We start from the raw sequence: 21,587 nt of genomic DNA, 5'->3' as shown, positions 1-21,587 counted from the left end.
CTAAGGCGAAACCCGAGTGCCTCGACACAAGCCCGCTCGGCGTGGGTTGTCACCCACCCTACGCCCTCAACAACCCGTGCAACGCCAACGCCATGACCTGCGCGCTTTCCACCATATCGTCTATACCGACGTATTCATCTGGCTTGTGCGCCAGGTCCAGTATGCCCGGCCCATAGGCGATGCAGTTTTTCAGCCGCCCGATCCGGTCGATATGCTTCTGGTCATAGGTGCCGGGGCTGACCACGTACTGCGCTTCGCGTCCGAAAACCGTTTCGACCGCGCCTGCCACCGCGCCTACGACCGGCGCATCCCGCTCAGTCATCGTGGGCTCGACACTGTGGATAGCCTTGATCGTATAGTCGAACCCGGCCCGGCCCGCGCGCACCCGTTCCAACACGGCGCGAACCTCCTGTTCGACCTCGCGAATATCCTCTTCAATCAGGAACCGCCGGTCGATCACCATCCTGCACCGGTCGGGCACGCAGGGGCTGGGCAGGCCGGTATAATCCATGTCCTGTTCCGGCTCGCCGCCATGAATCGAGTTGATGTTCAGCGTCGACTGCTTTGCCCCTTCCGGCACCACGGGCATGTCCGTGCGCTTCTGCGCCAGTGCCGGGAACAGGCTTTTTTCCATCTCCGCCACGACCGCCCCCATGTGCCGCACCGCGCAATCGCCAAGGAACGGCATCGAGCCATGGGCAATCTCGCCCAGCGTCTCGATCTCGGCCCACCATACGCCGCGATGTCCCAGACAGATGCGATCCTTGTTCAGCGGCTCGGGTATGATCACGTGCTGCACCCGGTCGGGGCTGAAATATCCCTTTTCGGCCAGGTAGGCGACGCCACCGAACCCGCCCGATTCCTCGTCCGCCGTGCCACTGATCTCGATGGCACCGGCATACTCGGGGCAGACCGCGATGAAGGCCTCGGCGGCGACGATACTGGCCGCCAACCCGCCCTTCATGTCACAGGCACCCCGGCCATAGACGCGGCCGTCCTTCACCTCGCCGCCGAACGGGTCGACCGTCCAGCCGTGGCCCACCTCGACCACGTCAATATGACTGTTGAAATGCACGCATTGCCCCGGGCCGCTGCCCTCGCGCCGCGCCACGATGTTCCAGCGCGGGTGCCGGTCACTGTCGCCCACGGCACCCTCGGCCCGGATCAGTTCGGTGTGAAACCCGGATTTCAGCAACCGCCTGTCCAGCAGATCACAGATATCGCGGTAGAGCGCCCCGGGCGGGTTCAGTGTCGGGATGCGGATCAACGCCTGTGTCAGTGCCACCAGATCCTCGCGCCGCGCCGCCACCTCGGCCAGTAATCTTGCGCTCAGGTCTGCGCTCATGCCCCTGCCCCCTTGGCCCGAGTCTCGGTGCCGGTCCGGGAACTCGCAAAACGCGACAGGACTACAAAACCGCGCAGGTTTTCGACACGCGATGTGTTCGACAGTGTTCGCATCTTCCCCGCTCGCTCTGTTCGGGCGCCCCGCTTTGGCACAGCCTAGCAGCGCCACCACGAATTGAAAGCGCTCAGCCTACGGCCAGCAACCGCCTCACGATGGCGGGCAGGTCACCAAATGCATCAAACCGCGCGTCATGCGGCAACTCCTCTGCCGAGGTCCTGCGATACCCCTCGGTGTATAGAGCGAACGGCACCTCGGCCCGCGCGGCGGTTTCGGCATCGACTTCGCTATCGCCCACGAAAACAACTCTCGCTGCCCCGACCCGCGCAATGACCTCGAGCAGCGGCGCAGGGTCGGGTTTGCGCACCGCCATAGTATCGCCACCGACCACCACGCCGAAATGCCGGTCCAGTCCCAGATGCGTCAGCACCGCCGCGGTTGGCCCTTCCGGCTTGTTGGTGCAGACCGCCAGGTCCAGCTCCTCGGCCGCCAAAGCGTCAAGGCAAGCCACCACCCCTGGATATGGCAACGTAAGGTGAACGGCGCCCTCGTATAGCGCCAGAAACTCGTCCAGGACCTCCGCCTGCAACACCGTGTCCGCGGCCAATCCACGCGCCGACAGGCAACGTTCGACGAATACCGCCGCGCCGTGGCCCACGAAACCGCGCGCCTCGGCCAGCGTGAAAGGCGCGATATCCCGACGCTCCAGCACCGTGTTGGCTGCGGCATGAATGTCCGGCGCGCTGTCGATCAGCGTCCCGTCCAGGTCAAAGACGACCGCCTGCTTCATACTCGTTCGCCCTGCAACACCCTCAGCCCTCGACCATCGTCATGTCCCCGAACCCGGCGCCGGGAATACCCGGGCGCATTCGGATCAGTCGCGAGTCCGCCACCGCCGCCTGCCTGTGCCGCACGGCCGTGCGATATGCAGGGTCGCGCAAGATGCCGACAAAGGCGGACACGCTGGGATACTCCGCGATGAAGGCGATGTCCCAGGCCTGGTCCGCCGGCCCGATCAGCATCAGTTCCGGCTGGCCCGCCCAGACGATCCGTCCGCCCAAGTCGCGCAGCACCGGCGCACTCTCCCGACCATAGGCCGCATAGGCCTCGGCGCCCGTCCCCTGCGTCCCGTCTTCGTAGGCCGCGACCTGCCGCAGCCTCACGAGGTTCAGCATATGCACAGGGCCCGGCCTCTCCATCTCGCGGAATCGGGCGAAACACTCTTTCGTGGGGTCAATATGGCCTGTCATCTGCGCTCTCCTGTCGTGCCGCCACCCTGCCCGGCGCGAGCCGGAAAGGAAAGCATGGTTGAACCCCGGCACCGTCCGGATCGACACATATCCATCAACCTTCAAAGGAGCCTTTGCCATGAAACGCCTTTTCACACTGACTTTCATTGCAATTACCACCGCCATTCCCGCCGCTTTCGCCGAAGAAGGCACCATCGTCCTGCGCGACCTGACCGCCGACATCGTACCAACGGTTGCCCGTTCCGGCGCCGACCGGGATTTCGACGGCAACGGTCCGATCATGACGCTGGGCACCGAACTGACCATCGGACGGAACGGGCGGGCCGTCTTCGCATCGGTGATCTTCTCCGCTCGCGAAGACGGCGGCGACGGCACCGCCACGTCGATCCGCACCGCGCCCACCGAGGTCTGGCGCTGGCAACCCTCCGACGGGGCCCGCTTCGTCAGCCGTATCATCACCGATCCCATCGCCACCACGCGCCTTCGGTCCGTACCCGGCTGCGCGCCCATCGGCTGTGCCACCATCGGTCCGGCCGAGGATGGCGGGCTTATCCTGACCCAGCGCAATCTGCCGGGGTATCTGAATGCGGTCACCTATCTCAGCGACACCACGGGCGACGACATATCAACCGACCAGAACCCCCACGGCGACACGTCAATCCGCAACATCAGCTTCGACCCGATCGTGGTGGAATTCTCCAGCCATCTCGGCGGCTGACCGAAGCGCCCGGCCTCCTGTCGCCCGCCTGCAATTCAACATCGGGCCGAGCGGGCGGAGCCGGTTCACCCGTTCAGAACCTCGTCCACCCAAAGCGGCACAACCTCGCTGGCCGGTCCACGGCGGTGCTCATCAAAGTCGCGCGAAGCAGTGGAGACCTCCAGGTTCAGCTCCACCGTATGCGCGCCCATCCGCCGTGCGTGCTGACCATAGGCCGCCGCCGGATAGACGTTGCCCGAGGTTCCGATCGCGGCAAAGATATCCGCCTCGGCCAACGCCGGGTCGATCCGGTCCATCCAATAAGGGATCTCGCCGAACCACACGACATCGGGCCGGGTCTGGCACCGCCCGCATTCGGGGCAGGCATCCTCGATGCGCATCTCGTCAGGCGCGGGCCAGCGATGACCACAGGCGTGGCACAACGCCTGGTCCAGCTGACCGTGCATATGCAGTACGTTACGGCTTCCGGCGGCCTCGTGCAGACCATCGACATTCTGCGTGATCACCAGCACTTCGCCGTCATGCTCGGCCTCCAACCGCGCCAGCGCCTTGTGGGCCGGGTTGGGCCGCGCGCCAGCGGCTTGCGCCCTTCGCGCATTGTAAAATGTCTGCACCAGCGCGGGATTACGCGCAAACCCCTCCGGCGTCGCCACGTCCTCGATCCGGTGCTGCACCCAGAGCCCGTCCTCGTCACGGAACGTGCCCAGGCCGCTTTCGGCGGATATCCCGGCCCCGGTCAGGATCACAATCTTCGTCATGGCAATTCCATCACCTCGTCACCGCCTGCCACAGTTCTGCTCACATTAACCTCTACAAGCTCCTTTGAAACCATGCAGCCCATGCCGACGACAGCCAGATACCGGCAAAAGGAAGAAAACTTTGTTCCAGGATACCAACCCCGTTTTCGAATTTCGCGGTCCCTTCGGCGTTCCGGTTCAGATCGGCAGCTCGATCTTCTTGCTGCTGGCCTTCTTTGCCTACACGGGCAGCGGTGACATCGCGTGGACGGCGGCGTCCGTCACCATGCTCATGGTCTCGATCTTCCTGCACGAGATGGGCCACGCCTGGGCCTGCGTTGTCCAGGGCGTGCCGGTCCGCCGGGTCATGCTATATGGCGGCGGCGGTTTCTGCGAACGCGCCCGCTCGGCGACGGCGCATCAGCAGGAACTGATCGTGGCGATGGGACCGATCGTGAACCTCGTCCTCTGGGCGCTGGCATCGTTGGCCTCGGATGCGCTTTGGGACAGCGTTTTCGCAAATGCATCGGGCTACACCGATCCGATGCTGATCCTCTCCTCGCCGCAGGCACAGTTCGCCGAGTATCTCGGTCTTTTCGCCCATATCAACGGCTTTCTGGCCATCTTCAACCTCTTTCCGGTACAGCCTCTGGACGGTGGCAAGCTGTTGCATCTTCTGATGCTGCGGCTTGCCCCACAACAAGTTGCGATGGCGGTGACGGGCGGTATCGGCCTCGTGCTGTCGATCCTGTGGATCCCCGGAATGCTGATCGCGTTCAGCATGGGATGGTGGCTGTTGTTCTTCATTCCTTCGATCCCAAAGCATTTCGCCATGCTGCGCGGCCGTCCCGCCTGACACGAAAATTCGTACGAATTTTCGCGGCAAAGAATATTCGTACGAATATTCTTCTGCCCCGGTCGCAGTTTCGCCTTTTCCGAAAACGCTCTTCCGGCCTTGGAAAAACAGGTGCGCGCAGGGATCACGACCCTTGCTTGAAAGCTACAATCGGCGCAATCGGGATAGGGACAGGAGATTTGCCATGCCCCTTACCCATCTCAAGACCGCCCCCGGTCAGCCCCCCCAAACCGCCGCCGACATCGCGGACACCGTTCAGGTCATGCTCGGCCGGCTAAGGGCCGGCGGAGCCCAGACAGCCTTGGAATATGCCCGCCAGCTTGACGGCTGGACCGGCGAGGTCGCCGTGCCCGCCGCCACCATCGAGGCCGCCATCGCGCGCGTCCCGCAAGACCTCAGGGATCACATCCGCTGGGCCCACGACAACATCTCGCGCTTTGCCGCTGCGCAACGCGCCACCGCGCAGGACATGCAGATCGAGCTGCGCCCCGGCCTGATCGCCGGACAGCGACAGATCCCCGTGCAGGCCACCGGATGCTACGTGCCCGGCGGACGCTACACCCATATCGCCTCGGCGCTCATGTCCATCGCAACCGCCCGCGAGGCGGGCGTGCCCGATATCACCGCCTGCTCGCCTCCAAACGGTGACGCGGGCATTCCCGACGCGATGCTTTACGCCATGCATCTTGCCGGTGCCACGCGCATCCTGTGCATCGGCGGGGTGCAGGGCATCGCCGCCATGGCCTTCGGCATGTTCGGGGCACCCGCCGCGGATATCCTTGTCGGTCCCGGCAACGCGTATGTCGCCGAAGCCAAGCGCCAGTTGTTCGGCCCCATCGGCATCGACATGTTCGCCGGTCCAACCGACAGCCTCATCCTCGCCGATCACACCGCCGATGCCGAGGTCGTGGCCGTCGATCTGGTCAGCCAGGCCGAACATGGGACGACCAGCCCCGTCTGGCTTGCCACCACCGACCGCATGCTGGCCGACACGGTCCTGGCCCGCGTGCCCGAGCTGATTGACGCGCTTCCGGGCCCGAACCGCGCCGCCGCCAGCCAGGCATGGGACGACCTGGCCGAAATCGTGCTTTGCGACACGCCCGAGGACATGGCGCACTACGCCGATGCCAAGGCGCCCGAACATCTTCAGGTCATGGCCGAGGACCTCGGCTGGTGGCGCGAGCGGCTCACCGCTTACGGCTCGCTTTTCCTGGGCGCGAACACCACCGTCAGCTTCGGCGACAAGGCGTCGGGCACCAATCACGTGCTGCCCACGTCCGGTGCCGCCCGCTATACCGGGGGGCTTTCGGTGCACAAGTTCCTCAAAACCGTGACCTGGCAGACCGTGTCGGACGAGGCCGTGCAGGACCTTGCCCGTGCCAGCGCCGCCATCAGCCGCGCCGAACGGATGGAAGGCCACGCGCTGGCCGCCGATATCCGGCTGGACAAACTGGCCGGACCTGCGAAACTCACCGCGAATTCCAAAGGATAGGACTACATGAATCTCGCCAAGTTCCCCCGAGTGCGCCTCGCGCATCTCGCCACCCCGCTCGAACCCATGCCCCGTCTCAGCGAGGCTCTGGGCGGTCCCGAAATCTGGATCAAGCGGGACGACTGCACGGGGCTCTCCACGGGCGGCAACAAGACCCGCAAGCTGGAATTCCTGATGGCCGAAGCGCAGGAACAAGGCGCCGAAATGGTCATGACCCAGGGCGCGACCCAGTCGAACCACGCCCGCCAGACCGCGGCGGCGGCGGCAAAGCTTGGCCTTGCCTGCCATATCCTGCTCGAGGACCGGACCGGCTACAATTACGATAACTACAAGTACAACGGCAACGTCCTACTCGATCACCTGCACGGCGCGACGATGGAACATCGCGGCCCCGACCTCGACATGAATGCCGAAATGGAAGCCGTGGCCGACAAATTTCGCGATGAGGGCAAAAAGGTCTACACCATCCCCGGCGGCGGCTCCAACGCGACAGGCGCGCTGGGCTACGTCAACTGCGCCTTCGAGATGCTGAACCAGTTCGTCACAATGGGCCTCGATGTCGACCACATCGTTCACGCAACCGGCTCGGCGGGCACACAGGCGGGCCTGATCACCGGCCTCAAGGCGATGAACGCGCAGATCCCGCTCTTGGGTATCGGCGTGCGCGCACCCAAACCCAAGCAAGAGGAAAACGTCTACAACCTCGCCGTAAAGACCGCCGAGAAACTGGGTTGTCCCGGCGTCGTTGCGCGCGAGGACGTGGTCGCCAACACCGACTACGTCGGCCCCGGCTACGGCATCCCCGCGGAGGACACGCTGGAGGCCATCGACCTCTTCGCCCGGACCGAGGCGATCCTGCTCGACCCGGTCTATTCGGCCAAGGGCGCCGCGGGCCTCATCGACCTCTGCCGCAAGGGGCATTTCAAGAAAGGCGAGCGCATCGTCTTCCTGCACACCGGCGGAGCCATCGGCCTGACCGGGTACAGCCATTGCTTCGACGTGCCGAAGTAACCCTGCGATGAAGCCGGTCGGAATACTGGGCGGGATGGGGCCAGAGGCCACCATCCTGCTCATGCAGAAGGTTCTGGCCGCCGTACCGGCACAGGACGACGCCGACCATGTTCCGCTGATCGTGCACCAGAACTCGCAGGTTCCGTCTCGGATAAAAGCACTGATCGAGGGCGGCGGCGCCGACCCAATGCCTGTGCTGATGTCCATGGCGCAGGATCTTGAACGCGCCGGAGCGCAGGCGCTTGCGATGCCGTGCAACACCGCCCATCACTACGCCGTCGCGGTGACCCACGCCACCAGCCTGCCGTTTCTGAACATGATCGACCTGACCGCCGAGCATCTCGCCACTGCGGGTGCGCGAACGGTCGGCATGCTCGCGTCCCCGGCCACACGCAAGACAGGCGTCTTCGAGACCGTCTTCGCAGCCTACGACCTCCAGCCTCGGTGGGCCAAAGACGAGGACGCGCTTTTGTCCATCATCCGCGCGGTCAAGGCAGGCGAGGCGCTCGATACGCTTGCTCCGAGGCTGGGGCATATTGCGGCGCGAATGACCGCGGACGGTGCGGATCACCTGCTGATCGCCTGCACCGAACTCTCGCTGATGGCCCACGCGCTGCCCCCCGGCACACCGCACACCGACAGTTTGGACTGCCTCGTGGAGGCAATTGTCAATTTTGCCAAGGCCTGACGGATCGGCATGCCTTGAATACCTCGGGACGGCTGACCTTCGGAGCCCTTACGGTATTTATATATACAATGTATCCCTAAAAAATACGCTGGAATCCACATTTCACGGAGCATCAATTGACCGACCTCACCCGCGTCGCCGGCGATCCCTTGCGCAAGCGCCGGGTGTTCCGAGTCCACACGCCCGACACGATGTGGACGCTGCTGAGCCAGATCGAAGTGTTCGACGTCAGGTGCAACGGATCTCCCCTGCATTCAACGATTGCGATAGACGAAAACCAGCTTTTCCGGCTGCCCCCCCGGAGGGCGCGGAAAGGGCGCCGCACTGCGCACTTGGTCCTGAGCAGCGCTGCGAATTCCTGACGAGCCGGAACTGTCGAGGATACGTATCCAGCCGAGTGACCCGTCCGCGTTGATCTGGAAATAGACCCGCGCCATGCCCGTGGCCTGGTTGTCCACCCGCGGCCCGCGATTGAGCTTCATCAAGACCCGACCGGCATAATTCGTCGTGCCCGCGTTGCCCTGCCCCCCGGAACCACCGAAATCACCAGGGCTGGCATTGCCGACACGACCGAGCGCCGTGAGGTCGGTTCCGTCGCGCTTGTAGGCGGTCAGGGGAGATTCGTAGGTAGGCGTGCGGCTGGCCTGCGCCGGAGGATTGTCCGGAACCCCAAGCTGTTCCGCCGTGGGCCGTGTCGCTGGCGGACGCAGCGACCGGGTGACGGCCGAGGCCGCCAGGTCCGGATCGTCCGCAGCGATCACGTTCTCCGGCGCCTCTGGCGTCGGGGCCAGCGCAGCTTCGTCGGTCTCTGTTGTGGCAGTCTCGGGCTCGGGCGGCACCTCGGTCTCAGCGGTCTCTTCGGCGGGCTCCGGCGCGGCATCCTCGGTACCTTCAGGCGGTTGCGGGGTGGCCTCGGGCGCGTCGGGCGCAATCATGGCGATGTCCGACGTGCTGCTGTCCTCGCCGCTGTCCTCTGCCGTCTCCTCGGCCGGGCGACCGGCCCCCTCATCAGGGCTCCCGGTTTCGCCCGCCGGACCATCGGGAGCGGTGACGTTCTCGGGATTGTCCGAGGCCACCATAGCCTGGCTTGTCTGCATCCGATCCGGTTGCTGCGCATCGGGCGGCTGGGGCGCCTCTGTCGGCTCCGGTGCGGGCGGCTCCGGTAGCGGTTCGACAAGATCCTCGAAGTTGCGTCCCGTCTCGGGCGGTGGCGGCGCCTCTTGCGTCTCCGGCGGCTCCTCGGGCGCGTCCAGAACCTGCCGCCAGCCAAAGCCTGCGACGTGCAGGAAAAGCGATACCAGGATCGCTACAACGGCCACGGGAAGGGAACGTCTTATCATACGAAGGCTCGCTCGGTCATCGCGCGTGCGGTTCGGCGATCTGCCACTCGGTCGCACCGGGCAGCGTCACTCGGGAAACTAGGCAATTGAGCGACTGGAACAAGCGTTGCGGCTCCTCAAGACACCGGGGACCATCCCACGTTGGCGTTACCTTACGCCATGCGGTGCCAGCGCGAAACTACGCCCTACGCTATCGTGAACTTCGCCATGTCGAAGGCTTTCGCACCGTGCCTCAGGCGCGGCTTCCTTCCAGCGCGTTACGCAGTTCCTCGGCTTCGTGCCGCGCCTCGCGCAGCCCGTCCATCGTCGCCGACAATTCCGCCTCGGCCTGGCTCAGCTGGTTGGTCAGTTCCGCCTCGCGCTGCTGCAGGTAGGTGATCGCCTGGTCGCGGGTTTCCTCTGCCTCGTGCAGTTCCTGCGCCATGCGTTCCAGTTCACCCACGTCGGAACCAGACACCCGGATGAACCGATGCACCAGCCAATTGGCGAACCATCCCATGCAGAACGCCACGAACAGGACAATCGCCGTGGCTATGATAAATTCAGTTCTGTTCATCCGTCCCAGATTCCTGCTCGGCGTCCCCACCCGCCGCATCGGTCTCGTTTAGCGCTTCTTCTTCCAGCGCTTCAAGCGTTGTTTGCTGTTCTTCGATCGGTTCCGGACGTATCACCCGGAACTCGATCCGGCGGTTGGCCTCGCGGCCTTCCTCGCTGTCATTGTCGGCGATGGGGTCGCTTTCGCCGTACCCCTTGGCCCGTATCGCCGAGGTCAGCACCCGCCGCGTCCGCAATTCGTTCAGCACCGACTGCGCCCGCGCCTGGCTCAGCTGCTGGTTCATCACCTCGCGCCCCTGGCTGTCGGTATGGCCCTGGATCTCCATCCGGATCTCGCCGCAGGCTTTCAGGATCGCCGCGATCCGGTCCATGATCTCTGCACCGTTGGCGTCAACATCGGTCTCGCCCGGTTCGAACGTGATCTTGTTCTCGGCCTGCACCTCGGCGATCTGAGCCTCGCACTCCTCGGGCGTGGGCTTGCTGGCCACAGGGTCCAGCTCCTCACGGTAGGCGACGTCGATATCGAACTCCGCCGCTTCGCCAAGCTTGGCAGCGAACATCGCCGAGATTTTCGCACTGGAGTCCTCCTGCCCGGTCAGACCCGACACGGCGATCTCCTCCGGGCCGACCGTCACGGCGCCGTTGGACAGGTAGGCCAGCGCCTCAAGCCCTGTCAGCACCCGCACTGTCCAGTCCGCAGGCAGGTTTTCGGCCACCCGCGCCGTCGTGCTCACGACGTCCGAGCTGAACTTGGCCTTTGCGAAACTGTCGACCATCTCGCGGGCCTGCGCACTTTCGACCCGGCCGCGGATCTGTACCAGCCCCTCAGGCGAGAGCGTCGCGACGAATTCCGGCGGCGCCTGCTCGGCGTCGTCCTTGGGCTCGGGCAGCACAGCCTTTAGCGCAAAGACATCGGGCAGGCTCGTCTCCAGCTGCCCGATCACCGTGTCATAAAGTTTCTCGTCGGTCCCTTCCGCTGCCACGAGCGCGATATCCGCGTCCGAGAACGTGACGCTGCCACCCCCCAGTTCGCCCAGCGCCCCGATCGCAAGCTCGGCCGCGCGGCCCCATTGCGGAGACGGAACCCCCAACGCCAGCGTGCATTGTGCCTTCTGCTGCAAGCCGGCCTGCCCGGCGGCGGCAAGGATACGGTCCTTCGCGGCTTCGGTATCGGCCGCGCAGGCGTCAAAGCTGCCCTCGCCATCCTCCAGCAGATAGCGCAACGTGAAAGGCGTGATCACCGGGCGTGGCGCCGAGATGTCCAGCCGCAGGCGCACACCCTCCGGCACCCGTCGCGCCAGTTGGGTTTCCAGGTTGCGCTTGTCCTCTTCGCTGTCGGCCATGGCCACCACGCTGACCCGCCGCGCCTCAACCGAGATCTTGGTGCGCGGCATCCGCTCCAGGATACCAACGGCATAGTCAAGCGCCTCGTCCCAGCTATCGGGTTGCGGATAATCGGCGGTTTCCAGAAGGTCCGTCACTTCCTTGCCCGGCGCGCTATCAGCGACGTCCTCGATCAGTTGCTCGCGGTCGGTCGACGCCGGAATCAGCCCGATCAGCGACAGTCCGCTGTCATTGCTCAGGATCTCGACCGAGAATCGCGGTGGCGCGATATCGGCACTGTCGGCCACCAGCATCTGGTCGATGATCCGAGCGGATTCTACGACGCTACCCGCGATGGACAGCGCCCGAAAGCGCGTGGCCTCGGATGGCGCCGTGCCCGCAAGAAACACCTGCAACCCGTCTGCGTCCACTTCGGTCCAGGTCATGCCGCGCTCGTCCAGCGTGTCCCGCACCGAGTTGCGCGAGCCCTCCTCGATCACCTGTACCGAGAATCGTGCCGCGAAAAGACACAGCACGAAGGCAAGGAAAAACGTCCCGAAAATAGCGAAGATGGAGGAAAGGCGCATGAACCGCAGGCTCGCCGTTGTTTACCACCCAGCCTATTTATTCGCCACGGGGCGTGAGTGCAATCAAACGAAAAGGGCTGCGGCGAAAAACGGCAGGGGCAGCAGGCCCGCATCGCGGTTCGACCGGAACAATCGCAAGAGAGTCGGATCGTCCTCCATGTCGAACTGCCTGAGCTGCCAGAACAAGTGCCAGCCGAACGCCCACGGACCGATCAGCGCCACCAGCACCGCCAGGGCCGAGCTGCTCACAGCCGCGCCGATCACCGCGATGGCCATCAGGCTGACCGCGCCGATCAGGAACTTCTGAAGCCAGGCCGGCGTGCGTTCCGCGAACAGCCGCGCCGTGGATTTCACGCCGATCAGCGCGTCGTCCTCGGCATCCTGCTGGGCATAGACCGTGTCATAGAACAGCGTCCATGCAATTCCAGCCAGGTACAGCACCACCGCCGGCCATTCCAGACGCCCGCTATGCGCCGTCCATGCCAGCAGCGCCCCCCAGTTGAACGCGAGGCCCAGGAAAATCTGCGGCCACCACGTGAACCGCTTGGCAAATGGATAGATGCAGACCGGCGCCAGCGAGATGACCCCCAAGATAATTGCCGCCATGTTGAACGTCAGCAAAATGCAGAACGCCACCAGAGCCTGCGCCACCAGCCACGCCAGCGCCTGCATCACGCTCACCTGCCCCGACGGGATCGGGCGCGAGGCCGTTCGGGAGACCGATCCGTCTATGTGCCGGTCGGTGATGTCGTTCCACGTGCACCCCGCGCCCCGCATCAGGAACGCGCCGATCCCGCAGCCCGCGAATATCCACAGGTCGTGCCACGTGGCGCGCCCGTCATGCAGCATCGACAAGAGCAGCCCCCACCAACACGGCAGCAACAGCAGCCACGTCCCGATCGGCCGGTCCGCCCGACTCAGCCGCAGATAGGGCCGGCTCCAGGCCGGGGCCGAGCTGTCCACCCAGTTGCCCTTGACGGCATCGGCCACCTCGCCGGTCGCATCTGGCGTCTGGTTCGGTCCGGTCATATGTTGGCCCCATGTCGACTGCAAAGATCAGGCTTTATGTAGAGCACCCGCTCGGGGAAGGGCAAACGGTTCCTCTGGACCGCGACCAGGCGCATTATCTCTTCGGGGTCATGCGGCAGGGTGCGGGCGACGCTGTCCTGCTCTTCAACGGCCATAATGGCGAATGGCACGCCACCGTGGCCGAGGCGGGCAAGCGCAAAGGCCTGCTGAACGTCGAGCGTCAGACCCGCCCTCAGCAAGACCCGCCCGACCTCTGGCTGCTTTTTGCACCGATCAAGAAGGCCCGCACCGACTTCATCGTCGAGAAGGCCGCCGAGATGGGCGCCGCCCGCATCTTGCCCGTTCAGACCGATTTCACCAATTCCGAACGCATCCGGCAAGACCGCCTTCAGGCCCATGCCGTCGAGGCCGCCGAGCAATGCGGCGGCACATATGTCCCCGAAGTGACGGACCTGCAGAAGCTCGACCGCCTGCTTGCCGACTGGCCGGAGAACCGCCAACTGATGTTCTGCGACGAAGCCCTCGCCGGACCAGGCGAGGCCGTCCGCAAAGACGGACAAACGGCGCCCTGGGCGATTCTCATAGGCCCCGAAGGCGGCTTTTCAGACGCTGAACGCGCGCGGCTCAAAGCCTGTCCTTTCGCGCACCCCACGGCCCTCGGCCCGCGCATCCTGCGCGCCGACACCGCCGCCGTGGCCGCCATGACCGTCTGGCAACAGCGCTTCGGAGACTGGAAATGAGCTTCATCCGCCCCGAAGCCGCTCAAAGCCTCACCCGCTGGCGCGAAGTGTTGATCGGCATCGCCGTCATCGCCCTCGGTGCCTGGTGGTCGCTCGGCTTTATCGGCATCCTGTCCTGGGTCGGATACGCGCTTCTGCCCATCGGCGCCGCACTTGGCTTCATCGGCCTGCAACGCGCCCGCTTCCGCGGCGCCACCGGCGGGCCCGGTATCGTGCAGGTGGATGAGGGCCGAGTCACCTATTTCGGCCCGCTCACCGGTGGCACCGTCGATCTGGCCGAGATGTCCCGCCTCACGCTCGACCACGCCGCCAAGCCCGCCCACTGGGGCCTGCATCAACCTGGCCAGCCCGCCCTGATGATCCCGACCACCGCGCAAGGGGCCGACACGCTCTTCGACGCCTTCGCCACCCTGCCGGGCCTTCGCGTGCAGAAAATGCTCGCGGCGCTCTCGTCACAAGATCGCGACACCGTGACCGTCTGGTCCACCTACTCCAATCGGCTGCATTGACACCCCCGCTCATTCGGGCCAAGCCTCTCCCCCAAGTTCGCGCGCAACGCAGGAAAATTCTCTATGTCCATCCCCCAATCCGGCGGCGGCCCGATCGAGTCAGAGGCCCAACTGGCAGGCTATCTCGAAAGCGGCTGCAAACCGCGCGACGACTGGCGCATCGGCACCGAGCACGAAAAGTTCGGCTACTGCAAGGACACGCTCAAGCCCATTCCCTATGACGGCGACCGCAGCGTGCGCGCCGTTCTTGAAGGCCTGCGCGACAAGCACGGCTGGTCCCCGGTCATGGAAGGGCACAACCTCATCGGCCTCGAAAAGGACGGCGCCAATGTCAGCCTTGAACCCGGTGGCCAGCTGGAACTCTCCGGCGCCCCGGTCGAGACGATCCACCACACCTGCGACGAGGTGAACGTCCACCTGGCCGAGGTCAAGGACGTCGCCGACAAGGTTGGCGTCGGCTTCATCGGCCTCGGCGCGGCGCCGATCTGGCGGCACGAAGACATGCCGATGATGCCCAAGGGCCGCTACAAGCTCATGGACGCCTATATGCAAAAGGTCGGCACGATGGGCCAGACCATGATGCGCCGCACCTGTACCGTGCAGGTCAACCTCGATTTCGCGTCCGAGGCTGACATGGTCCAGAAACTGCGCGTCGCGCTGGCCCTGCAACCCGTGGCCACTGCGCTTTTTGCCAATTCGCCCTTCCTCGACGGACAGCCCAACGGCCACAAGTCCTGGCGCGCCCGCGTCTGGCGCGACTTGGATGCGGACCGTACCGGCATGCTGCCCTTCGTGTTCGAGGATGGCTTCGGGTTCGAGCGTTATGCCCAATACGCCCTCGATGTGCCGATGTATTTCGTCTACCGCGACGGACAGTATATTGACGCGCTCGGTCAATCCTTCCGCGATTTCCTCAAGGGCGAACTGCCCGCTCTGCCCGGCGAAACGCCAACGCTGTCCGACTGGGCCGATCACCTGACCACGATCTTCCCCGAGGCGCGGATCAAGAAATTCATGGAAATGCGCGGCGCCGATGGCGGCCCGTGGCGGCGGCTTTGTGCCCTTCCCGCCTTCTGGGTCGGGCTGATGTACGACCAGTCCGCGCTCGACGCCGCGTGGGACTTGGCCAAGGGCTGGGATGCCGAGACGCGCGAGGCCCTGCGCGTGGCCGCCAGTGAACAGGCGCTGGATGCCAAGGTCGGCAACATCTCGATGCACGACCTCGCCCGCGAGGTGCTTTCCATCGCCGAGGCCGGCCTAAAGGCCCGCGCCCGCCCCGGCGCCGGCGGCATGGTCCCCGACGAGACCCATTTCCTCAACGCCCTTCAGGAAAGCGTCGAGTCCGGCCGCGTACCCGCGGACGAATTGCTCGACCGCTATCACGGCGCGTGGAATGGCGACCTGACCAAGATTTACGAAGAATTCAGCTACTGATAAGTGCTCCCGCCCCGGGCTTGACCCGGGGCCTCACACGCAAACAGAAAAGGCCGCCCCGAGCAGGGCGGCCTTTCCATCTGTCAGCACCCGCCTCAGCTATCGGCAAGCATCTTGGACCTGGCAAGCGTCAGCCGCAGCGTATTGACCGCGTGCGAGAAGCCCAGGCCAAGGCACAGCACGGCCAGCCCCAACCCGACGAAGAACGCCATCACCGGCGCCTGCGCCAGGATCGGGAACGCCGCCGCGATGAGTAACACGCCGCCCGCACCGATGGCACAGAACCCCGTGGCGACAGTCACCGCCACCAGCCGCGCCGCTGGCCCGGTCTCGGGACAGTCCCGCTGCATCGATCCGACCAGCAGGATCATCCGGGTCAACACCGCCAAGGCGGCCAAAGCCAGCCCGATGAAACTCAGTAGAAATACCATCATGTCATGTCTCCTTCAGATGGGGCGCGCGTAGAACTCGCGCCGGAAATTGCGGTAGAAGATGCCGAAAACGCCGCCCCAGAGCGGGGCAAAGATCAGGCCGAACCCAGCGAATATGACGAATTCCTGCGCCGCGCTCTGGCCGCCGGTCGCCAGAAGGTACAGCATGAAGAGGCCCGCCGGCACGCCGTAGCTGACCAGCGCCAGCCCAGCGATGCGCAACGGTTCTGGCGGCCTGCGGCCCAGGTACCACAGCAATACCGGCACCCCGATCGCCAAGTAGAAAGGTCCGCCGAACACTACGGCCACGACTGGAATTCCCAAGGCCCAAAAGCCCCCCGCGGCCACTGCCAGCGGTGCGCCCACCAGCGCGAAAAAGAACGCCACGGGATCGACCACGTATGTCTCGTGCAGTTTTATATTTTCAGTTATTTCTGTCATGAGTGAAATCTCCAGCCAAATTTTTATTCGGATTTGCCTTTCGGCAGGAACTTCGCAACACGCGCGCCCAGTTTCACCGCGCTCAGTTGAACCGCACGCGGCAGGCGCGACACGTCACGATACCAGTCATCGAAAAGCTGCATCGTCTCCAGCGTCTCGTGGATGCGTCCGCGCACCTGTCTGGGCGTGCCGTCCGATTCCGCCTCGTCGGCCACCGCCCGCAGCGCGGCCAGTGTCGGCGCGTATTCCCGCTCTCGGCGTCCCTCGATGACAACCGTCACAAGGTCGAACATGTCACGCACCGAGGTGAAATGATCCCGCCGGTCGCCAAGTTGCCGGCTGACCTTCACCAGCTTCCAGGCCTGCAATTCCTTCAGCCCGTTGGATACGTTCGACCGCGCAAGGTTGAGTGTCTCGCTGATTTCCTCGGCCGTCATCGGGTCCGGCATGACATGAAGCAGCGCGTGGATCTGCGCGACCGAGCGGTTGACCCCCCATTTCGCGCCCATCTCTCCCCAGTGAAGGATGAAGTTCTGTGTGGCGGGCGAAAGCTCCATAACGTGATTCCATAAATTTCTGTTACAACAGAAATAGCAGAAACCACGGAAAGGTCAAGCACTACACCTTTTTATTACTCTTCTCGCAAAATTGGCGATGATTGCCTAACCAAGCGCAGCCGCGATTATTTCTGGCCGATCTTCGGCTCCGTTCCGTCCCGCAGCCGCCGTATATTGCTGCCATGACGGAAAAAGATGAACAGCGTCAATATGATGCCCAGCACGAACAGATCCCGGTACCCCAGGAACACCATCCAGATCGTCGATAGCGCCGCCATGTAGATCGCCGCCATGCTCGAGATCCGGGTCGCCGCCGCCGCCACCAGCCAGCTCAGGCAACATGCAATGCCCACCGGCCAGGCCAGCCCCAGCATGATGCCAAGGAACGTCGCCACCCCCTTGCCGCCGCGAAACGACAGCCAGACCGGGTAACAATGCCCGGCGAAGGCGGCGAGCCCCGCAAGTTGCGCGGCATCCTCACCCGCCACCGCCCGCGCCAGCAGCACCGCTGCCGCGCCCTTGCCACCGTCCAGGATCAGCGTTGCCAACGCCCCCAGCTTATTCCCCGTGCGCAACACGTTGGTGGCGCCGATATTGCCCGAGCCGATGTTGCGAAGGTTGCCAAGGCCCAGGACACGAGCCACCACCATCCCGAACGGGATCGACCCAATCAGGTATCCAAGGACGCCCCACAAGGCGAGAACGGTCAAACTTGACTGGAAATCAGGCATTTAAGTTCTCGAAAACCACTTTCCCGGAAACATAGGTCGCAAGAACCCTACCCTGCAAGCGTTGCCCGTCAAACGGGGTATTTTTCGATTTCGAGCGCAGCGTCCAGCGGTCCAGTACGAAAGGCACATCGGCGTCGAACAGAACAAGGTCCGCCGGGGCCCCCTCGGCCAGGCGCCCCGCTTCCAAACCCAGCCGCTTGGCCGGGTTCAGCGCCAGCGCCCGGAACAGGCAAGGCAGGTCAAGTTCGCCCGAATGGTAGAGCCGCAACGCCGCTGGCAGCAGGGTTTCCAGCGCCACTGCCCCGCTCGCCGCCTCCTCGAAGGGCAGACGTTTGGATTCCTCGTCCTGCGGCGTGTGCATCGAGCCGATGATGTCGATCCTGCCGTCTCGCACCGCCTCAACCATGGCGCGCCGGTCATCTTCGGACCGCAGCGGCGGCTTGACCTTGAAAAAGGTGCGATAGTCCGCCACGTCCAGCTCGTTCAGAGTCAGGTGATGGATCGACGTGCCCGCCGTCACGTCCAGACCCGCCCTCTTGGCACGGTCCAGCGCCGGCAGGCTGGCCGCCGTCGTCACCTGGTCGATGTGATACCGCGCGCCCGTCGCCTCGACCAGCGCAAGGTCACGCTCCAGCCCCAGGCGCTCGGCCACGGTGCCCACCCCCGGCAAGCCGCGCAGCGAGGCGAACTTGCCGCTCGTCGCCGCCGCCCCGGCGCTCAGCCCCGGATCCTGCACATGCCCGATCACCAAGGCGCCCAGGCTGCGCGCATAGGTCAGCGCCCGGCTCAGCACCTTGTTGTCAGTCACCACGTGATCGCAATCGGTAAAGGCCACCGCACCGGCATCCATCAGAAACCCGATCTCGGTCATCTCGCGCCCCTCGCGCCCTTTGGTCAGTGCCGCCATGGGCAGCACGTTCACCGGCGCAGCCTCATTGGCGCGGCGGGCAACGAATTCCAGCGTTTCCGGGCTGTCGATCGCGGTCAGCGTGTCGGGCCGGGTGATCATCGTTGTCACGCCTCCCGCCGCCGCCGCGGCCCCGGCGCTGCGGTAACTTTCCTTGTGCCGCTCGCCCGGTTCGCAAACCTTGACGCCCAAGTCCACCATCCCCGGCGCCAGGAATTTGCCACCGCAATCGACCCGCTCATCCGCCCCTTGCGCAGCGGCCTCGTGTCCCAGAGCCTTGATGCGGCCATCCTCGATCAGAAGCCATCCCTCGGTCACTTCTCCGGCCTCCGGGTCGATCAGCCGCGCGTTCTCGAACAGCACCTTCGTCATCCACTCTGCCTTTCCTGAACCTGCCGCATCAGACGCAGCACCTCCTCGGCCTTCGCGATCCGCTCGAAACCGATATCCACGCGGTAATGACCGTTCTTGCGCCGTCGCATCTCGTGGTCGAACATGATCGACCCCGGCGTACCATCCCGGAACTCAAGCCGCGTCCGGTCCGTTATGGGATAGCTCTTCAGCGTCCGGCCCCGGAACGGCAGATCCCGCGCAATGAAGGCCCGCCTGTCGGTCAGCGTGTACCACGTGTGCCGCCGTTTCCAAGGCTCCCAGAAGATCCCGCCAAAGGCGATCCCCAGCCCGACCGTGAAATGGATCAGTCCGAACATCCAGAACAGACCACCCGCCTGCGCCGCCATCACCATCCAGAACAGCGCAAACCCCGCGAAGAACAGCCCAAAGACAAGCGCCGCAGCATGCGCCGCCCGGAACGTGATCGCCGGATCGGGCCGTCCCTGCCACAGCACCTGTTCGCCGGGGTCGAGAATACCCTCCCACTCGTCCTGCGGGGCTGTCATGGGCGCGCCTCCGCCACCGCCGCCTCGATCCGGGTCTTCACGGCATCTCGGTCGGCCTGGTATTTCATCAGGTGCTTGTCTCCCCCCGCCGTGACGATCTGAACAGCCGAGCCCAGCACGCGAACCTGCGCGATGTCCCGCAGCCACGCCTGCTTGCCCAAAGGGCCCAGCACGCGCCGGTCGGTCAGATCCCACCGCGCCTTCATCTCGTCCGACGCCAAATACCCGGCGCGTACCGCGATCGCGGCCAGCCCGCCCACGGCACCCGTCCAGACATGCGGATTGCCGACGGCCCAAAGCACGCCCATGCCCAGCGCCATCGCGCCCGCGGCCATCCAGGCATGGTCACGCCAATAAGCCGTGTGATCGGGGTGAAAAATTTTTAAAACCCGCTCTCCGGGTTCAAGTTCCGCCTGCGGCACCATGACGGAACGCGGGTCGCTCACGAAGCCACCCACACCACGACAGCCGTCAGCACGAACAGTACAAGCAGCGCGATCATCGCCACCCGGCCCGACATCGCCGCGTCCGATTTCTTCTTCGGCTCGGCCTCGGCGGCCTCCTCCGGTGCGGGTGCCACCTGCGCCCCGGCGCTCGGCAGCGGTTCGAACTGCACCGGCGCCTTCTCTTCGTTCAACGTCGCCACCAGCGTCAGCGGCGCCCGCGGGGTCAAAACCTGCGCCTGCCCGCCAAAGGCCCGCGAGCCAACAATCAGCACCGTACCCTTCAGACCTTCGACAACCACGTGCTCGTCTTCCAGATCGTCCCAGGAAACGCCCATCCCCTCTTCCAGGTACTGGTGCAGGCCAAAGCCAGTCAGGTCCTCTACCTGGATCAGGTCGACATGATGCGGGTCCAGCGTTTCGGCCCCAAGCGCATCCTGCAACGGCCAACTGCCGTTGCGCCGGTTGAAGGTCTCGGCCTCCGCGCGGTCCAGGTCCACGTCAAAGACGCGCACCACGCCGCTCTCGCTTTCGCGTATTTCGATCCGGTCGCTCATGCCATCACCTCCTTGGGCCTTGCCCGCAGGTTTCGTGCCAGCAGGTCCATGGCCGCCATGCGCACGGCCACGCCCATCTCGACCTGTTCCTGGATCACGCTGCGGTTGATGTCATCGGCGATCTCTCCGTCGATCTCCACGCCCCGGTTCATCGGGCCGGGATGCATGACAATGGCATCCGCCTTGGCATGGCGCAGCTTTTCGGCGTCCAGGCCATAGCGGTGGTAATATTCCCGCTCGCTGGGGATGAAGCCGCCATCCATCCGCTCCCGTTGCAGGCGCAGCATCATCACCACGTCCACATCCTTCAGCCCTTCGCGCATGTCCTCGAACACCTCTACACCGAATTCGGCAATTCCCGCCGGCATCAGCGTGGGCGGCCCCACCAGTCGCACCCGGTTCTCCATCTTGCCCAGAAGGATGATATTCGACCGCGCCACACGGCTGTGCGCGATATCCCCGCAGATCGCGATGCTCAACCGGTGCAGCCGGCCTTTCGCCCGCCGGATTGTCAGCGCGTCCAAGAGCGCCTGGGTGGGATGCTCGTGCCGCCCGTCACCCGCGTTCAAAACGGCGCAATTCACTTTCTGCGCCAGCAGATCCACCGCCCCCGATTGCGGATGCCGCACCACCAGTAGGTCGGGATGCATGGCGTTCAGCGTCATCGCCGTGTCGATCAACGTCTCGCCTTTTTTGATCGACGATGCCTGCATCGCCATGTTCATCACATCCGCCCCCAGCCGCTTGCCCGCCAGCTCGAAACTGGCCTGCGTCCGGGTCGAGTTTTCGAAAAACATGTTGATCTGCGTCAGCCCCGCCAGCGCATCGGCATGCTTCTGGTCGCGACGATTGAGGTCCACGTACTGGTCCGACAAATCAAGCAGGGTAGAGATGTCCGACTGCGCCAGTGGCTCGATCCCCAGAAGATGCGCGTGTTGAAAAGTCATGCC

At 64.6% G+C, this 21,587-nt stretch carries 25 protein-coding genes; 8 read left to right on the top strand and 17 right to left on the bottom strand.

Going from position 1 to position 21,587, the window contains the following annotated elements:
- Positions 1-58 precede the first annotated feature (58 nt).
- From C2I35_RS11670 to C2I35_RS11660, 3 genes are all read right to left on the bottom strand, one after another.
- Complete coding sequence (locus C2I35_RS11670) at positions 59-1,345, bottom strand: acetylornithine deacetylase/succinyl-diaminopimelate desuccinylase family protein (protein ID WP_103763220.1); 1,287 nt, start codon at positions 1,343-1,345, stop codon at positions 59-61.
- Between the two features lie 184 nt (positions 1,346-1,529).
- A complete protein-coding gene (gene gph / locus C2I35_RS11665) occupies positions 1,530-2,192 on the bottom strand; it encodes a phosphoglycolate phosphatase (RefSeq protein ID WP_103763219.1) in 663 nt (220 codons plus the stop codon).
- Between the two features lie 22 nt (positions 2,193-2,214).
- Positions 2,215-2,652 carry a DUF1330 domain-containing protein gene (locus C2I35_RS11660; RefSeq protein ID WP_103763442.1) on the bottom strand — a complete coding sequence of 146 codons (438 nt, stop codon included), beginning with the start codon at positions 2,650-2,652 and terminating at the stop codon, positions 2,215-2,217.
- Between the two features lie 118 nt (positions 2,653-2,770).
- On the opposite strand from C2I35_RS11660, the gene C2I35_RS11655 reads away from it, so the two are divergent.
- Positions 2,771-3,370, top strand: a complete 600-nt coding sequence (locus C2I35_RS11655; RefSeq protein ID WP_103763218.1) for a hypothetical protein — start codon at positions 2,771-2,773, stop codon at positions 3,368-3,370.
- 65 nt (positions 3,371-3,435) lie between these two features.
- On the opposite strand, the gene C2I35_RS11650 is transcribed toward C2I35_RS11655, so the two are convergent.
- A complete protein-coding gene (locus C2I35_RS11650; protein WP_103763217.1) occupies positions 3,436-4,128 on the bottom strand; it encodes an NAD-dependent deacylase in 693 nt (230 codons plus the stop codon).
- A 121-nt stretch (positions 4,129-4,249) separates the two neighbouring features.
- Between C2I35_RS11650 and C2I35_RS11645 the strand changes: the two genes are divergently transcribed.
- The 4 genes from C2I35_RS11645 (at position 4,250) to cuyB (ending at position 8,154) form a co-directional block, all read left to right on the top strand.
- A complete protein-coding gene (locus tag C2I35_RS11645) occupies positions 4,250-4,963 on the top strand; it encodes a site-2 protease family protein (protein ID WP_103763216.1) in 714 nt (237 codons plus the stop codon).
- A 184-nt stretch (positions 4,964-5,147) separates the two neighbouring features.
- The gene (hisD, locus tag C2I35_RS11640; RefSeq protein WP_103763215.1) at positions 5,148-6,455 is read left to right on the top strand and encodes a histidinol dehydrogenase; all 1,308 of its coding nucleotides are present in this window, start codon (positions 5,148-5,150) and stop codon (positions 6,453-6,455) included.
- Positions 6,456-6,461: 6 nt separating this feature from the next.
- Entirely contained in the window at positions 6,462-7,466 is a 1,005-nt protein-coding gene (gene cuyA / locus C2I35_RS11635; RefSeq protein ID WP_103763214.1) for a D-cysteate sulfo-lyase, read from the top strand.
- A 7-nt stretch (positions 7,467-7,473) separates the two neighbouring features.
- Positions 7,474-8,154 carry a cysteate racemase gene (gene cuyB / locus C2I35_RS11630; RefSeq protein ID WP_103763213.1) on the top strand — a complete coding sequence of 227 codons (681 nt, stop codon included), beginning with the start codon at positions 7,474-7,476 and terminating at the stop codon, positions 8,152-8,154.
- 254 nt (positions 8,155-8,408) lie between these two features.
- On the opposite strand, the gene C2I35_RS11625 is transcribed toward cuyB, so the two are convergent.
- The 4 genes from C2I35_RS11625 to ubiA form a co-directional block, all read right to left on the bottom strand.
- Positions 8,409-9,494 (bottom strand): TonB family protein, encoded by a 1,086-nt coding sequence (locus C2I35_RS11625; RefSeq protein WP_103763212.1) that lies wholly within the window; start codon positions 9,492-9,494, stop codon positions 8,409-8,411.
- 232 nt (positions 9,495-9,726) lie between these two features.
- Complete coding sequence (locus C2I35_RS11620; protein WP_103763211.1) at positions 9,727-10,050, bottom strand: hypothetical protein; 324 nt, start codon at positions 10,048-10,050, stop codon at positions 9,727-9,729.
- On the bottom strand, positions 10,037-11,959 hold the full coding sequence (locus tag C2I35_RS11615) for an OmpA family protein (RefSeq protein ID WP_103763210.1): 1,923 nt from the start codon (positions 11,957-11,959) through the stop codon (positions 10,037-10,039). The genes C2I35_RS11620 and C2I35_RS11615 overlap by 14 nt, the downstream gene beginning before the upstream one ends.
- A 63-nt stretch (positions 11,960-12,022) precedes the next feature.
- Positions 12,023-12,988 carry a 4-hydroxybenzoate octaprenyltransferase gene (gene ubiA, locus C2I35_RS11610; protein ID WP_103763209.1) on the bottom strand — a complete coding sequence of 322 codons (966 nt, stop codon included), beginning with the start codon at positions 12,986-12,988 and terminating at the stop codon, positions 12,023-12,025.
- Positions 12,989-12,999: 11 nt separating this feature from the next.
- Between ubiA and C2I35_RS11605 the strand changes: the two genes are divergently transcribed.
- From C2I35_RS11605 to C2I35_RS11595, 3 genes are all read left to right on the top strand, one after another.
- On the top strand, positions 13,000-13,728 hold the full coding sequence (locus tag C2I35_RS11605; protein ID WP_103763208.1) for a 16S rRNA (uracil(1498)-N(3))-methyltransferase: 729 nt from the start codon (positions 13,000-13,002) through the stop codon (positions 13,726-13,728).
- Positions 13,725-14,237, top strand: coding sequence for a hypothetical protein (locus C2I35_RS11600; RefSeq protein WP_103763207.1), 513 nt, complete (start codon positions 13,725-13,727; stop codon positions 14,235-14,237). The genes C2I35_RS11605 and C2I35_RS11600 overlap by 4 nt, the downstream gene beginning before the upstream one ends.
- 63 nt (positions 14,238-14,300) lie before the next feature.
- Entirely contained in the window at positions 14,301-15,671 is a 1,371-nt protein-coding gene (locus C2I35_RS11595) for a glutamate--cysteine ligase (RefSeq protein ID WP_103763206.1), read from the top strand.
- Between the two features lie 95 nt (positions 15,672-15,766).
- On the opposite strand, the gene C2I35_RS11590 is transcribed toward C2I35_RS11595, so the two are convergent.
- The 9 genes from C2I35_RS11590 to C2I35_RS11550 form a co-directional block, all read right to left on the bottom strand.
- On the bottom strand, positions 15,767-16,105 hold the full coding sequence (locus C2I35_RS11590) for a hypothetical protein (RefSeq protein WP_103763205.1): 339 nt from the start codon (positions 16,103-16,105) through the stop codon (positions 15,767-15,769).
- 12 nt (positions 16,106-16,117) lie between these two features.
- Positions 16,118-16,543 (bottom strand): hypothetical protein, encoded by a 426-nt coding sequence (locus C2I35_RS11585; protein ID WP_103763204.1) that lies wholly within the window; start codon positions 16,541-16,543, stop codon positions 16,118-16,120.
- Between the two features lie 23 nt (positions 16,544-16,566).
- Positions 16,567-17,100: a GbsR/MarR family transcriptional regulator gene (locus C2I35_RS11580; protein WP_103763203.1), complete on the bottom strand. Its 534-nt coding sequence runs from the start codon at positions 17,098-17,100 to the stop codon at positions 16,567-16,569.
- Between the two features lie 125 nt (positions 17,101-17,225).
- Complete coding sequence (plsY, locus tag C2I35_RS11575) at positions 17,226-17,831, bottom strand: glycerol-3-phosphate 1-O-acyltransferase PlsY (protein WP_103763202.1); 606 nt, start codon at positions 17,829-17,831, stop codon at positions 17,226-17,228.
- Positions 17,824-19,110: a dihydroorotase gene (gene pyrC, locus C2I35_RS11570; protein WP_103763201.1), complete on the bottom strand. Its 1,287-nt coding sequence runs from the start codon at positions 19,108-19,110 to the stop codon at positions 17,824-17,826. The genes plsY and pyrC overlap by 8 nt, the downstream gene beginning before the upstream one ends.
- The gene (locus C2I35_RS11565) at positions 19,107-19,637 is read right to left on the bottom strand and encodes an aspartate carbamoyltransferase catalytic subunit (protein ID WP_103763200.1); all 531 of its coding nucleotides are present in this window, start codon (positions 19,635-19,637) and stop codon (positions 19,107-19,109) included. Before C2I35_RS11565 ends, pyrC begins: the two co-directional genes overlap by 4 nt.
- Entirely contained in the window at positions 19,634-20,062 is a 429-nt protein-coding gene (locus C2I35_RS11560; RefSeq protein ID WP_103763199.1) for a hypothetical protein, read from the bottom strand. The genes C2I35_RS11565 and C2I35_RS11560 overlap by 4 nt, the downstream gene beginning before the upstream one ends.
- A gap of 17 nt (positions 20,063-20,079) precedes the next feature.
- A complete protein-coding gene (locus C2I35_RS11555) occupies positions 20,080-20,637 on the bottom strand; it encodes a hypothetical protein (RefSeq protein WP_103763198.1) in 558 nt (185 codons plus the stop codon).
- Positions 20,634-21,584, bottom strand: coding sequence for an aspartate carbamoyltransferase catalytic subunit (locus C2I35_RS11550; RefSeq protein ID WP_103763197.1), 951 nt, complete (start codon positions 21,582-21,584; stop codon positions 20,634-20,636). Before C2I35_RS11550 ends, C2I35_RS11555 begins: the two co-directional genes overlap by 4 nt.
- Positions 21,585-21,587 lie beyond the last annotated feature (3 nt).

Source organism: Roseovarius confluentis (genome assembly GCF_002917925.1).
Lineage (GTDB): Bacteria > Pseudomonadota > Alphaproteobacteria > Rhodobacterales > Rhodobacteraceae > Roseovarius > Roseovarius confluentis.
Note: the sequence above shows the minus strand (reverse complement) of the source record. Positions and strands in the feature narration are given on the sequence as shown.